A 14217-nucleotide genomic window follows, 5' to 3' on the forward strand; every position below is an offset into this window, starting at 1 on the left:
GTCAGCTGGCCAGTCGGGCGAGCACCCCGCGGCTGCGCAGCTCCGCGATGTGCTCCGCGGCCCGCTGTGGCGCCGTTCCGCCGCGGACCAGCAGCCCCGCCTCGATGTTCCGGTCGACGCCGGATTGGGTGAGGTTCGCGCTGGATACGAGCAGGAGCCGACGGTCAGCGACCGCTATCTTTGCGTGCATTCTTGCGTACTCTTCGCCACGCTTGTCGATCGGCCAGTGCCAGAGCTGAAGGCCGTCCAAGCCGGTGAACGCGGCCGCGGGCTCCTGGCCCACCAGCGCGCCGGCCGCGCCTTGCAAGGTCTCCACGACAATCGTGACGGCGACACCGCGGCCGAGCGCGGCAGCCAGCGCAGCCCGCAGAGGCGGGTGATCACGCGCCGAGTAGGTCATCAGCAGCAGTTCGTGCTGCGCCTCTCCGACCAGGCCGACCAGCACCTGGGCGGTGGAACGCACCGGCACCGGATGGGTCTTCGGACCGCTCCACACCGACTCGAGCTGCACCGCTGCCGCTCCCTGTTCCCGCCCGGCCGCGAGCCCACGCAGGTAGGCCGCCGCTTCCACAGCAGGCACGCCGGCCGCCCGACGAGCCGCCAGCAGGGGTAGGACAGCCTCGGCGAACCCGGGCACCGGAACGGCCTCGGCCACGACCTCGTCGGATGCACCGGCGCCAAGACGGTCGGCGAGCTGCCGCAGATGCACCGGGCTGATCCGGTGTGCTGCCGCCTCGGCCGCCGCCTCTAAGGCCGGGTGCCAGCTCATGGCAGGGTGGGGAAGAGCGCCAGGTTGGGGTTGTCGATCGGTACGACGAAGCGCCGATCCAGGAACCTGTTGCCCCGCTCGCAGGTCGTCTCCGAGACGAACAGGCAGACGTGGCAGGCCGCGCCATGCAGGAACTCGTCCGGATCGTGCGGCAGGCGCTCGGCGCAGAGCGGGTCGGACGAGCAGTGCATCGCATCGGTGAGAGCCCGCCGGGTAATCCGGACGAGTTCTTCGGACTCGGCCAGGGACACCAGCCCGCCGAGGGTGCCCTCGGCATCCGGCACGGCCGTGTAGATCAGGATGCCGGCCCGTTGCGGGTCGTCCGGCGTGCCGGAGTAGATGCGCTCCGACAGGCTCGCCGAGCTGTATCCGCATTCCAATGCGATGGTGCGGATCAGCAGGTGGGACAGGGTGTGCAGGGCGTAGTACCGAGCACCGGGCCAGTTGCGCATCGGGTCGAACGGTCCGGAGATCCGGCCCGAGTAGCGGTTCTTGCGGAACCGGGCGTACGCGTCGCGGTGCTCTTCCATCACCTCGGTGCCATGCACGGCCCGTTCCCACTCGGCCAGCAGACCTTCGGGCAGCCGGAGGAAGATGCCCTCGCCGCGCACTTCGCTCGCCGGGATCCAGGTCGGGGCGCCTTTGGCCAGCGGCGCGCGGAGCACCAGGTCGGGGTCGGTCGGGTCGGGAGCGTCAAGCCGGGTGAAGCCGACCAGCGCGCGCACCTCCCGCAGCCGCTCCGCCTGGATGACGTCGGCATAGATTTCCTTGAGCTGGCCGGGCACGCCGTCGGGATCGCGGTAGAGGGTGAAGTCGTCGCTCGCCTCTGGCAACTCGGCGGCCGAAAACACCTGCCATTCGGCCGTGTACAGGTCGGGATAGCCCTTGGCGTCGTCGTTCTCGGCCGGCTTGCTGCGGGTGTACTGGATGGCGGCCCACACCTGCTCGTCGGTCCACCGCTCGAATTCGCGCATCGCAGGCACGGTCGCTCGCGCGAACTTCAGGAAATCGATGGTCTGCATCATCTCGAAGGTCGACCAGTGCTGCTCGACCTTGGCCTGGAGTTCGCTTTCGCCGGTGCGGGGCACGGCCAGCGCGGACAGCGTCTGAGCAAACCACTGGTTCGAGGCACCGACGATCAGCAGCTTCAGGTCCGCCGTGCACGCCTTGGTCTCGAAATCGCCGAGGTGAGCCCGGCGGCCCCGGCAGCGCGGAAGCTTGTCGGCCCCACGGCCGAGCACCTCGCGCATGTTGCGCCGGGAGGTGCATGCCACGCACTTGATCTCCACGTTGGCGCCCAGGTTCCCGCCCCGATCGTCCATCTTGAGCTTCGGATGGCTCGCGTTGGGACAGGTCCCACCCTGATGGACGTAGTGCACGTAGGGAAAGTCGTCGAGATGCCCCGCGGTGCAGGCCAGGACGAACCGGGCCGCGACCGCCATCGGCCGGCGCCCGGACTTCTTGCGCGGGCAGGTGACGTGGAAGAACCGGGCCTCGTGCGGCTTGCGCGCCTTGGCGTTCTCGAAGCCGAAGACCCCGCCCTCGATGGGCGCCAGCTCATCGCAGGCGGTGCATCGCAGCCATCCGGGGAACGGCGTGATCGGGACACCGACCTTGGATGCCGGGCTGTTCGGCTCGTCGGCCCCCTCCATCCACGGCGCCGGACGCAACTCCTTGATCGAGTCCTGGCGGAGCAGCTTGCGGGTCGCGGCGAGCAGCCGCGGCTCGGCGATTGGCTCCCAGTCCGGCACCGCGTTGTAGTTCCAGTCGTCCAGACCACGCACCAGCACCGAGATGTTGGGCAGGTCGACGACGGCACCGACGCCGGTGGTGAACATCAGGTGGCTGGGCCGCACGGAGCCGACCCGCCGGAAGTGCTTGCCCGCCATCAGTTCTCCTTCCCGGTCAGGGTCGACTCGCCCATCTCGTCGCCGTCGGGTAGGTCGTCATCGTCCGGGCTGTCCTCCGGTGGCGGCCCGAACGACCACTCGGGTGCCTGGTAGAGCGGCTCGAACAGCTTGTCGCCGGCCGGCACGATCAGGTTGACCTCGTTCTCGGTCTCCCGCATCGACATTCCGACGGTCAGGTCCGTCCACCGGTCGCCACCAGCGACCTTCAACAGGCCATCCAGCTGCTGTTGCTGGTGCGTGCCCGGCGAGTAGCCCAGCCGGACGGCACCGGTCTTCCGTGCTTCCCACAGGTCACGCACCCGCTCGACGCGCGCTTCCAGATAGTCGCGCCCTCGGACACCCCAGACCGCCTCCGCCCGGGACTTCATCCGGTCGAGGACCTTGTTCACCTCCGGGCCGGCCAGCGGCACGTCGTACGCATCGGTGTTGCGGGAGAAACGCTCATCGATGTTGCGCACGGCCGCGACGAACGTCGCGGTGGTCCCCCGATCCAGCGCTCGCCGGGTGTACGGGGTGACCGACAGTGCCTCCACCTGCCGGTAGAACGTGGCGTGGTAGTACTCGAAGTCCTCGTAGTGGGCGAGATCCCGGGGCCGCGTCCAGTTGTAGAGCGTGATCACCAGACCGGGTCGGTTGGCGTCCCGGCCGACGCGCGACGACGCTTGGATGTACTCCGCGGTGTTCTTCGGCTGCCCGGTGACAACCATCAGGCCGAACCGAGACACGTCTACGCCGACCTGCAACATCGAGGTGGCCAGCACGGTATCGACCGGAAGCTGCCCATCGTTCTGCCGATCGTAGAAGCGCGCGGTGACCGGGTGCAGGCTGAGCTTCGGGTGCGAGGCGGTCTTGGCCTTCATCGCCGCACGCATGTCGTCGAGGACACCCCGGTTGCGCGGGGATGTGTCAATCTCCGGATCGAAGCCGATCTCCAGACGCTTCAACACCTCGCTGATGTCGCCGGACGAGATGCGCGAGGTCAGCTCCTGGACGTTGAGCATCTGCACACCGGTCAACCGGTCGGCCAAACCCTTACGGCGGCCGTGCGAGCGCACCCGGTTGGCGACCTGGTCGTCCAGGATGCGGCGCATCCCGGCCAGCTCGCGGGTGGAGCTGAAGTAGCCGACCGTGGTCATGTAGGGATCGGCCGGCTTCCCGTACTTGTCGAAGAGCGCCTGCCCACCGAGCAGCAGGATCTCGGCGACCCGGATCTGGGCAGACTTCAGGCGTACGCCATGCGCGCACACCCCGAGGTAGCGTCGGCCCGGGTTGTCCCGGGTGACCGGCACCTGCCTGCTGAAGAACGTGTCGGTGATGTCGAGAACCGGCGGCGGGAAGACGGCCAACTGCCGCCCGAAAACCCCGAGCACCTGCTCACGGGCCCGCTTGGTGGTCGCGGTGGAGGCCACGATCTTCGGGCCGGCTTCGCCACCACCGGGCAGCGGCCACGTGCACAACTGGTCCACGGCTGCCTCGAACAGGCCGACTACGGTGCCGAGCGCACCCGAGATCAGGTGCATCTCGTCCTGGATGATCAGGTCCGGTGGGCGCAGCCGCATGACGGGCTGGCTGGCCACCGCCTCCAGGCTGCCTTTCTTGTTGTGCCGGGATCCGCAACCGGTCCGCGTGTCGAGGTCGTCGTGCCGGTAGCCGTGCCGTGGGCAGCGCTCCCGCACCCGGCCGAACAGCAGACCGGCAAAGCCTCGCCAGGGCAACTGCGCGAACTTGTCGACGGTGGCGATGACCAGGCTTGGGGCGTACCTGTAAATCTCTTCGTCGACCGTGAGGATCGGCAGGCCCTCGCTGGACACGGTCCTGGCGAACGGGCAGGCGTCGGCACCTTCCGCCTCCGGGCAGTAAAGGTAGATCCGTCGTTGGTCCGCCTTCGGTTCGAGGTCACGGTGGCCCTGCAGCTTTGCGCCGCACCACGGGCAGTTCAGTGTCTGCAGCACGTTGGTGCGCTTGCTGTCGCCGGCTTCCCGCGCCTCGGCGATCTGCTCGGCGGCTTCGTCGAACCAGTTCGGCGAGACGCTGCCACCCACCCACAGGCCGATCCGGAACGGCTCGTCACCCCAGGTCGGCTCGTCGCCGCGGCGCAGCACCTCGGCCGCGCACACCAGCGCGGCGGCCCGTTGAAACTGCTGCGCGGTGAGCAGCCGCAGCGTGTAGCGCATCAACACGGCGACACCGGCCTCCCCGCTGCGTGTGTCCGCTCCGGAGCCGACGAGGCCCTGCAGCCGCCGGATGGCGAACGTGAACGCGGTCAACCCGAGATAGGCCTCGGTCTTGCCACCACCGGTGGGGAAGAACAGCAGATCGACGGTGGCGTCGGCATTCGCGGCCCGCTCCGGATGAGCGGGGTCGGCGATCGACGGCAGGTTGAGCAGAACGAACGCGAGCTGGAAGGGCCGCCAGGAAGCTGCCGCGGCACCCTTCTTCTCGATGGCCGCGCTGGCTTCCGCGTACGAGAGGGATCGCTCCTCGCGGAGCCGGACAGTTTCACTGTGCCGGCGTTGCAGCGCCATCGCTTCGTTGGCGAAGCGGAACGCCCGCAGCGCGTCGGTGTGCCGTGGCTGGCTCGCATCGGTGAGTAGCGTGATGCCGGATCGGACTCGTTCGGCGGCCTTGGTCGCCGTCTCGATCGCGTCCACCGCCGCCGGGCGCAGCTTCTCCGGAAGCTCCGGAATCTTGTCTGCCTCATCCTTAAGCCAGGCTGTGTAGCCGTCGGCCAGCGGGGCTAGACCCTGAGCGAGCGCGGCGAGGTCAGCCGTGGCAAGAACATCCATGGACAGCTCGACACCGGCCAGCTTGCTGCCTTCGCCGACCTGGGCGACCGTGGCGGGCACGTTGTACACGGGCAGCCAGGTGGTCTCCAGCCGATGCGCGCAACGTTCGTCGTCACGCACCGACGGGTGCACGGCGACGTTGCGGCCCGAGGCGTAGCGGCGTTGGGCCCGGTAGAGCAACCTCAGGTGCGCCTCCTCCAGGTCGGGGACAGTGTCGTGCACCCCGTCGAGCGGGTCGTCGATCGGCAGGAAGACAGCTTCATGGCCGTCCAGGGCGGTCACGGTCAGCCCGGCCTGGAAAAGCCAAGCGGTGTCCTTGTTGCTCTCCGCGTCCATCTGGGCGTTGATCAGCGCAAGCTGAACGATCCGGCGGCCGTCGCGCTGCCGCACATCGACGGCCAGCTGGACGCCGGGGCTGCCGATGTCTGCAGCGGTCAGCGGCACCCGGTAGGAGTCGTCATCGTCGAGCCGGATCTCCCGGGTGAACGACACCGGCTCGCGATACCAGGCCCGCGACCTCTTGCCCTTCTCGTCCTCGGTCTCGCGCAGGTCGTAATGCCCCCAGCCAGCCTGCACAGTCAGGACATCCACGTCGCCGAGGACCGCGAAGGACAGACCCATTGAGGATGCCCACATCCGGCCCAGCTTCTGCGGGGACACGATCTCGGGAAGTTCGGGCTCGCTGCCGTCGCCTTGGACGGGCGCGTCCACCTCGATGACGTCGTTGGTGGCGGCGCTCTTCTCCCGCTGCTTCGGACCTAGCATGCCGACCAGGTAACGCTCCCGCGGCCCCATTGCCTTCGGCGCGAACTCCTCCTGCTCACCGTCCCACGGACCGAGTAGATCCCGCCGGACGAGTTCCTCCAGCTCGTCACGGACCTGGAAGGAGGAAGCGTCGGCGAAGTCCTGCGGCACGTCGAGGTCGTGGACGAGCGGATCCTGCTGTGGCGGCGCAGGATCGGCGCGAGAGGCTAGCGCCTGCTGCTCGCCGTTCGGGTGTGGAAACAGACCCTCCGGGTCCGCAGTCATCATCGGCCTCTCCCCCTGGAGCTGAGATGGGCACGGCAGCAGTCGACAGCATCGGTGTGAAGCTGCTGCCAGGAGCAGTTGGTGCCTTCCGGCCCGATCTCCTGCTGACCGGCGTCGGCCCCGGTATCGACCACGCTGACCTTCTGCCCGGAGATGGTGATCGGGCGACCACGACCCCGGGTGCGTTTGAACTGGAAGGATTCCCTTCGCGTGCGGCCACGGGAGGTGTGCCCGACCCGGAGTGAATACTCGTCCGGCGCGTTGGTGCTGCTGTTGGTCGTCCAGGTCGCCTTGAGCTTGACCTGGATATGGGTCGGCGGCTTCCGTTCATCGCCGCCCCAGAAGACGACCTCGGCAAAGCCGCCGCGCAGGTCGATCGCCGGTTGCAGGTCTGTGTTGATCACGTCGGCGAGGAACCGGAAGACCTCCAGCAGATTGGTCTTGCCCGCGCCGTTCGGCCCGACCAGCACGTTGAGCGGCCCGAGCGGCACGGTCACCCGCCGCAGGCTGCGGAAGTTCTCCACGCTCAGCTCAAGCAGCCGCCGCGCCATCAGCCACCCATCCCCTCGAAGAGACTCGCCTGAGTGCCGCCCTTTGGCCTGCCACCCTTCTTGTCGTGCAGACCCTTGGCAACCTCCTCGGCGTAGCGCGCGTGGTTCAGCTCCAGCAGCCGATCCAGAATCTCACGCTGAACGGAGGGACTAACCGTGAAGCGGATGTAAGCGCCAACCCTATGAAACCCATGATCGAGCCCACGCTGGACTAAGTCGTCCCATCCATAGGCGCGGCACACAGCCTCGTCGATGGCGCGGTGCAAGCGACGCAGTTCGACGATGTCGTCGTCCATGCAAGCCGCATTGAAGGCAAGGTTGTAAGTCGCGGTAACACCAGTCCGTCGAGCTCGCATGACCTCACGGCGATACCCATCCAAATCTTCCCCATAGCGCCGCAACTCATCAGAAAGGGAGGGAAGTGGCAACGTCAGCAGCGCATCGGTGGGCGAATAGCTCAGATCCGCTTTCATTGTGCCGCTTTGACTTGCGGCCCAAAGATAGTGCTGACTGCTATTCAGGAATGCAAGAAAAGCTAAGTCCTCGACGGCAAAGACGATGATCTTTTGATCGAAGACCTGACGCGGGTCGACACGTACAGGAATGGCAGTCCTACTTACCTGAGCCATGACCACGACGCTGCGTAGTCCCGATAGCATGTCTTGTGCACCGCCGCGGGCGAAGCTCCACCAACGACCACTACGCATTCTGCCGTGGCCGCGCCTGCGCTCAGGCTTAACCTGGCTCTCCACAGTCGCGAAGCAAGCCGCGTATTGCTTTGCTTCGTCGAGGCTCCGATTTCCGAAGTCGACGATCCATCTATCAGCTGCAGCCATATAGTTGGAATTGAGCTCCTTGCCGTTGATGTACGGATAGAGAACGTCGAGGTTTCGGCGATCCTGATCTATCAGCAGCTTCGCATCGGCGGCCTCGACTACAAAACCCATGTCACCCGGCTCGGCACCCTTGAATGCAATTCCATTATTCTGCGATAACGGCATGGGGCTGAACCGGTCGATCCGAGCCGGTTCTAGATGGGCAGATATATAATCGACGGGTACTCCATCCAGAATCCTTAGCGCATCGGATCCGAGGGGCTCACGCGTGATCCACACCGCGCAATACTGCAAGGCAACGACACTGGACGGCCACGGCCGGCTTCTTACCGCCTTCCGAATTGCCGCCCCGCTCCGCGTGATTTGCTCGAGACCAACCGCCCTCGTATCCCCTTGCGCAAGGGTGTTAGTGGCAAGAAGGCCAACCTGGCCAAACTTATCGGAAATCCCAAGCGTCCTAAGTAGGAAATATGCCACCAAGTCGGCACTCCCTCGCACCTCTCGACCAATGATTTGGACGAGCAATTCGCGATAGGCATCGCCCAGTGCTCGAGCGATTTTCTGGCCACCAAGAAATGGCGGATTGCCGATAATGGCGTCGAACCCACCCCTGTCGAATACCTCGGGAAACTCCAGGGGCCAGTGCAGAGGGCGCCGTGCGAACCCGCCAGCCGGCAGGTCGACTGCCAGCCAGGTGCGCGCCTGCTGGCGTACCGGTTCGGCGTCATTGGTTTCGATGAACCGCTTGACAGTTTCCGCGGTGCGTGCGGCAACTCGCCGCGCGTCCTCCCCTTTCGTAGTGGACGCAACCCAGCTTCCCGCGACCAGATCTGCGTAGTCCCGGGCGCGTTCCATCGCAGACCGGGCCTCGTGGAGCAGGCGCTTCTTCTCGTGCTGGGCCTCGGCGGTATCCGGCAACTCGGTGATCTGGTGCCGCAGTTGCTTTGCTTCGGAAAGCGCTCGGTCCAGCCGGAAGTCCCGCACAGCGTCAGTCGGCAACGCGCCGATATTGCCCAGACCGAGCAGCGAGTCACCCGACACCAAACGGTCGTCAAGGAAGGTAAATGGCCGCTGCGGATCCATCGAGACCAGCCAAAGCGACAGTTTGGCCATCTCGACCGCCATCGGGTTGATGTCCACACCGTAGAGGCAATGCTCGATTATCTGACGTCGCGCCTCGATGACGGCCGGGTCATCGTCGAGATCGAGCGCCGACGTTTCGGCTGGCGCTCGATAGGTGCGGGCCCATTCCTTTCCCTCTCGCAGCGCCGCGTCAAGCAAGTGCCGCCCAAGATAGCGGGCCGCCGCAACCAGGAAAGCCGCCGATCCCATCGCGATGTCTGCGACTTTCAGCGCCAGGATCTGCTCACTCGACTTGGGTTTCCACTGCATGGTATTGGCGGTCTGCAAGGGTCCGGGCTCGTAGACCAGCGGTTCCAGTGCTCCCTCGACAATCTCTTCGGCAAGCTTGCGGGGCGTGTAGTGGGTGCCGGTGTTGCGGCGTAGGGCTGACTCAGTAACGAAGAGGGCACCGGGCAGTACGACCACGGGCAAGTCCCGCAGATCATTGCGGATCAATCCATAGAAGGGAAGCAAACGTTTCGATAGCTCGTAGTCGCCGCCGGTCACCGCGAGCAGCTTCTTGCGGGCTTCCTCCCGCTCGATGCCCTCCAAAGAGATTAGTCGCTTCGCCACGGCCGCCGATGAGCCAATCCTCGAGTCCTTGTACTTCTCGGCGATCACCTTGGCTAGCTCCGACGAGTCGGGGTGCCGGGCGGCGAGATCCTCCAGCTCGGTGAGGCGCACCTCGTCCTCCAAGCCTTCCCTGCCGATCAGGCCGACCGTGACGTCCTCGGCGCGGAAACCCTCGAACGACAGCAGGCCCTCGTAGACGTAGCCGATCTGCTCCACGTCCAGGGTGCGGAAGCTGACTGTGCGGCGCTCCGACGTTTTCGCCCCGCGACCGATTTGCACGAACTGCACGGCTCGCAGCATGTGCAGCACGGTGCGGTCGTCCACGTTCAGCGGCAGCCACGGCATTCCGGCCGGGTCGAAGAGCGACCCGTCATGGCCGTGCATGGTAAGCCGTGGATGGTCGACGCCGTGGTACACCGCGTTGAAGAGGCCGATCAACCGCTGCCAAGCAGCGGTGCTGTGTTCCAGGTCCTCCTCGGTGCCTTCGGTGACCCGCTGCTCCAGCTCGGCGCAGAGCCGACCGGCCGAGTAAGCCGTCGCGTACAGCTCGTTGTCGGCGGGCAGGAGCTGGCGTTCCTCCGCGAAGAGCAGGAAGACGATCCGCATCATCACCGAGACCGCGCCGCGGTAGACCTCGTGCGCATCCACGTCCTGCAGGCCACGCTCGCCTAGCTCCCGGTCCCGCACGTCGATCCGGCCGAACGCGCCGACCAGCAGCTCCACCGCCTGACGGACCTGGACGCCGAGCGCCTCGGTGATCTCCTCTTGGTTGTCGAGGCTTTTGCGCAGCAGGGGCGCCAGCTTCTCGTCGTCGGGGACGGCGCAGAAGCGGCGGCGGTGCAGCAGCGAGCGGAACGCCCGGACCACGTCGCGTTCGGCGGCTTCGGGCCAGGCGATCGTGTCGAATGTCGCCATGGTGGTGGCGCCGCCGCGTGGCGCCCAGACGAGGGTCCAGAAGCGGCCTTCGGTGGCCAGGCCCAGCTCAATGTCGTGGTGACGGCACATCTGGGCGAGGCGGTCGGCTGGCGTGGCGGCCCAGGTGCTGTCCTTGACGCGAGCGGTGGGGCGGCTGCCGGCGGGGCAGATCACGCCGAGCAGGCGTACGGTGTCGGGCTTGATCTCCTCGCCCGGCTGGACCAGCGCGAAGTCCGGGGTGAGCACGGTGTCGTGTTCGGCGACGGTGACCGCGAGGCCGTCCAGGCCGGTACGGTGCAGCGCGTCGCCCCAACCGAGCAGGTCGCCGAGCACGTAGTCGAGCCAGTCAGTTTGGCCCGCGGTCTGGTCGATTTGCCAGTCGGCGTGCCGGGTGCGCAGCCGTTCGCGGTCCGGCTTGTCCAGCGCGTCGAGTGTGGGCCAGGTCTGCCGGAGAACTGGGACGCTGAGGAACGGGCCGCTGACCTCGATGAGGCTGAGCCAGCGCTTGTGGTCGTAGTCGCCGGCGGTGCTGTGGTGGAGGTAGTTGCCCCTCATCGGGTGGCCTCCCGCTTCGGCACGACGAAGACCACGGCTACCGGGAAGCTGTGCGAGTTCGGCTCGCGGTAGCGGGCGTCGACGGCTTCGAGCTCGCTGCGGCGTTCGTCGGTCAGGCTGGCCAAGCGTTCCTCCCGTCGGTGCCGGTCCCGGCGGTACTGGGCCAGCTCTTCCTTACTCTTGCTCGCCTCGGCGCGGCTGAACAGCGCGTGTTCCTTCTCCGGGTCGTCGTCGGCGATGGCCTTGCGCAGGTTGGCCTCGAACTGGTCGAAGTTGTGGTTGATTCGGTCCTTCTCGGCCTGCTGTCGCTGGTCGAGCTTGCGCGAGAGCGCATCCTCACGGATTGATTTGCGCCAGCCAATGGCGGCGTTGAGACCGTCGGCAACGCGAGCCCAGTGCTCGGCGAGCCGGGTCTGCACGATCTCGGTCGCGGCGGTGCCGTGGGTAAGGGCACGGTCGAGAATCCCGCCGAGGGTGGTGAGATTCTCCAGGCGACGGAAGCGGCCCTGTGCAGGTGCCCAGCCGCCGGCGTAGAGCACCTCCTCATGCAGGCGTACCCCGTCGACGCCGACCAGGACGAACCGCGAGTAGGCGCCGACCAGCACCTCCTCCAGAGCGGGGTCATCACTGACCACGGCGGCGACGCGGTGCAGGCCCAGGTCGGGGTTGGAGACAGCGGCGCGTAGCAACCGCGTTGACATGGCGACCAGCGGGTGGTTGAGGTGGGCGAGCACGATCTCGTCGCGGTCCTTGACCTGGCCGGCGTCGAAGGCGATCGGCAGTTGTCGCGGTGGCTCGTCCTTCTTGTGGAGCTTGGCGGTGAGGCCGACGGTGGCGCGCTGCCATGACCCGGTCAGGGGCGGGACCTCGAACAACTCGACGCCCAGGTGCTTGTCGTCGATGTGCCGGCGGAGCTTCTGCTGGCGGGCGAGCTCCAACGCGGTGTCCACGACCCGCTTCACCGCTTGCGGGGTGATGCCCAACTCCTCGACCGTCTTGTCCAGGTCGGCGCGGAGGCGGCGGACCTGTTCGCGAACGTTGGTGTCGCTGGGCACGTCGCCTGCGTTCTTCGAGCCGATCTTGTCGAGGTCGATGTCGAGCTGCTGGCCGGTCATCTTGCGCTGAACGGCGTCGGCGATGACCGCGTTCACCGCGCCGAGGTCGGCTTCCATTTTGACAACCTTGTCGGCGACCCGGGACAGGAACTCGAGGTCGGCCTCGAAGCGATCGACGGCTTGCCCGAAACCGGTGCCGACGAAGTGTCGGATCTCTGGGGGGACCTTTTGTCCGTACCGGTCGATGCGGCCGATCCGCTGCTCGAGCTTGTTCGGGTTGAACGGGATGTCGTAGTTGACGAGCCTATGGCAGTGGTTCTGCAGGTCGATGCCCTCACTGGCCGCGTCGGTGGCCAGCAGGATGCGTACCGGCTGCTCGGTCGGGTCGGCCTGGAACGCCAGCCTCAGCTGTTCCCGCTCGTCGGGAGGGGTGCCGCCGTGCAGAAGCGCAACACGGGGAGCGCCGAGCCCTTCCTGGCGGAGGAGGCTTTCGAGCCAGATCTGGGTGTCGCGGTATTCGGTGAAGACCACGACTCGCTCGTTGGTCCAGTTCCGGCCGTCCGGTCGGCAGACGGCCGTGAGATAGGAGATCAGCTCCTGGGCTTTCGCGTCGGGTCGGGCTTCCTGCGCCTCGGCCCATTCGAGCATCCGCTTGAGCAGGGACTCCTCGTCCTCGGCCGGGTCCGGCTGCATGGGTGCCATGCGGTTGAGCGCGTCGTCCTCAGCCTCGGCGAGCTGCTCGTCGTCGTAGGTGGCGATGTCGTCGAGGAAGTCGTCCATCCATTCCGGAATGTCGTCCTCGGCCGTGGCCACCGTGCTGCGGCCGGCCCGGCTGGCGAGCGTTTCCAGATAGACCGCGACGGTGTGGGCGAAAGCCGCGGGGCTGGAGAACAGCCGCTTCTTCAGCAGCAGAGTGACGAGGTCGGTCGCCTTGCGGCCGCGCTGGGTCTTCAGCCGGGCGCGGCGAAGCTCGGCGAAGCGGGTCAGCAACGCGTGGATCTCGCGTTCCTCAGGTGGGTACTCGACCGGGAGGGCGGTGGCCTTCCGCTCGACGAAGCGGGCGCTGCCGTCGGGGTTCTCGATGTGCCGCTTGAGCCGGCGGACCACGGTCTCCTTGACGGCGGACGCGTCGGGCTCGGCACTGCGCAGGAACCGCTGATCGTCGATCAGCTCCAGCAGCGCCCAGAACGACTCGTGATAGCCGTTGTGCGGGGTGGCCGACAGGAAGAGCCGGTTGGTGAAGTGCGGGGCAATGCGGCGGATCAGCTTGGTCTGCTGCGAGTCGACCGCATAGACCTGCTTGGGCGCGGCCGGCGCGACGTGGTGCGCCTCGTCGAGGATCAGCAGGTCGAACGTACGCGGATGGGATGGTCCGTCGGCTGGCAGAACCTCGTCGAGCAGGCGCTGCGCTTTCGGTCCGCGCAGCCAGGGCAGGCTGACGATGGTCAGCGGGTAGACCTGGAATGGGTTGGCTGCCGAGCCGTGAGTCCGGCGTACGGTGGCCGCCCGCTCGGCGTCGATGACGGTGAAGTCGAGGCCGAACTTCTCGGCCATCTCGTCCCGCCACTTGGTGGTCAGGCCCGCCGGGCAGATGATCATAATGCGCCGGGCACGGTGGCGCAGCAGAAGTTCCTGGGCGACCAGGCCGGCCTCGATGGTCTTGCCGAGGCCGACGTCGTCGGCGAGCAGCAGGTTGACGCGTGGCGCGTCGACCGCACGGGCCACCGGCTCCAGCTGGTAGTCCTCGATCGCCACGCCGGAACGGAACGGCGCCTGAAGGGTCTTCACGTCGGCCGAGGTGACGGCGGACCAGCGGACTGCATCCAGGAAGGCGGCCAGCCGCTGGGGCGGGTCGAACTTGCCGACGGCGACCGGTGGCAGCGCACCGGTGGGCAGCACCTCGGCGCCTGGCTCGACCTCCCAGATCACCTCGAGAGTGTCGCCGTAGCGGCCGTCCTCGACGCTCTGCAGGCTGACCAAGGTGCTCCGCCCGGCCCCGTCGACCTTGCTGACCACCCACCGCTGCCCGCGAACCGAGACAAGATTGCCGTCAGCCGGTGCCGAGGTCGTCGTTACGGACATCGTTTCCCCCTTGTCGCGTGTGCTGCGCGATGCC

At 66.9% G+C, this 14217-nt stretch carries 6 protein-coding genes; all 6 read right to left on the bottom strand.

What is annotated here, in order from left to right; all coding sequences use genetic code 11:
- Position 1: 1 nt before the first annotated feature.
- The 6 genes from drmC to drmD are packed head-to-tail and all read right to left on the bottom strand — an operon-like array spanning position 2 to position 14183.
- On the bottom strand, positions 2-769 hold the full coding sequence (gene drmC, locus ODJ79_RS38450) for a DISARM system phospholipase D-like protein DrmC (protein ID WP_263028619.1): 768 nt from the start codon (positions 767-769) through the stop codon (positions 2-4).
- Positions 766-2658 carry a DUF1998 domain-containing protein gene (gene drmB / locus ODJ79_RS38455; RefSeq protein WP_263028620.1) on the bottom strand — a complete coding sequence of 631 codons (1893 nt, stop codon included), beginning with the start codon at positions 2656-2658 and terminating at the stop codon, positions 766-768. Before drmB ends, drmC begins: the two co-directional genes overlap by 4 nt.
- Positions 2658-6497 (bottom strand): DISARM system helicase DrmA, encoded by a 3840-nt coding sequence (gene drmA / locus ODJ79_RS38460; RefSeq protein ID WP_263028621.1) that lies wholly within the window; start codon positions 6495-6497, stop codon positions 2658-2660. The genes drmB and drmA overlap by 1 nt, the downstream gene beginning before the upstream one ends.
- Positions 6494-7045 carry an AAA family ATPase gene (locus ODJ79_RS38465; RefSeq protein WP_263028622.1) on the bottom strand — a complete coding sequence of 184 codons (552 nt, stop codon included), beginning with the start codon at positions 7043-7045 and terminating at the stop codon, positions 6494-6496. Before ODJ79_RS38465 ends, drmA begins: the two co-directional genes overlap by 4 nt.
- The gene (locus ODJ79_RS38470; RefSeq protein ID WP_263028623.1) at positions 7045-11046 is read right to left on the bottom strand and encodes an Eco57I restriction-modification methylase domain-containing protein; all 4002 of its coding nucleotides are present in this window, start codon (positions 11044-11046) and stop codon (positions 7045-7047) included. Before ODJ79_RS38470 ends, ODJ79_RS38465 begins: the two co-directional genes overlap by 1 nt.
- Positions 11043-14183 carry a DISARM system SNF2-like helicase DrmD gene (gene drmD, locus ODJ79_RS38475; RefSeq protein ID WP_263028624.1) on the bottom strand — a complete coding sequence of 1047 codons (3141 nt, stop codon included), beginning with the start codon at positions 14181-14183 and terminating at the stop codon, positions 11043-11045. The genes ODJ79_RS38470 and drmD overlap by 4 nt, the downstream gene beginning before the upstream one ends.
- Positions 14184-14217 lie beyond the last annotated feature (34 nt).

Source organism: Actinoplanes sp. KI2 (assembly GCF_025630775.1).
GTDB lineage: Bacteria > Actinomycetota > Actinomycetes > Mycobacteriales > Micromonosporaceae > Actinoplanes.

Excerpts from the sequence above, each read along its gene's own strand:
- drmC (WP_263028619.1), bottom strand. The coding sequence starts at position 769 with ATGAGCTGGCACCCGGCCTTAGAGGCGGCGGCCGAGGCGGCAGCACAC.
- drmB (WP_263028620.1), bottom strand. The coding sequence starts at position 2,658 with ATGGCGGGCAAGCACTTCCGGCGGGTCGGCTCCGTGCGGCCCAGCCAC.
- drmA (WP_263028621.1), bottom strand. The coding sequence starts at position 6,497 with ATGATGACTGCGGACCCGGAGGGTCTGTTTCCACACCCGAACGGCGAG.
- ODJ79_RS38465 (WP_263028622.1), bottom strand. The coding sequence starts at position 7,045 with ATGGCGCGGCGGCTGCTTGAGCTGAGCGTGGAGAACTTCCGCAGCCTG.
- ODJ79_RS38470 (WP_263028623.1), bottom strand. The coding sequence starts at position 11,046 with ATGAGGGGCAACTACCTCCACCACAGCACCGCCGGCGACTACGACCAC.
- drmD (WP_263028624.1), bottom strand. The coding sequence starts at position 14,183 with ATGTCCGTAACGACGACCTCGGCACCGGCTGACGGCAATCTTGTCTCG.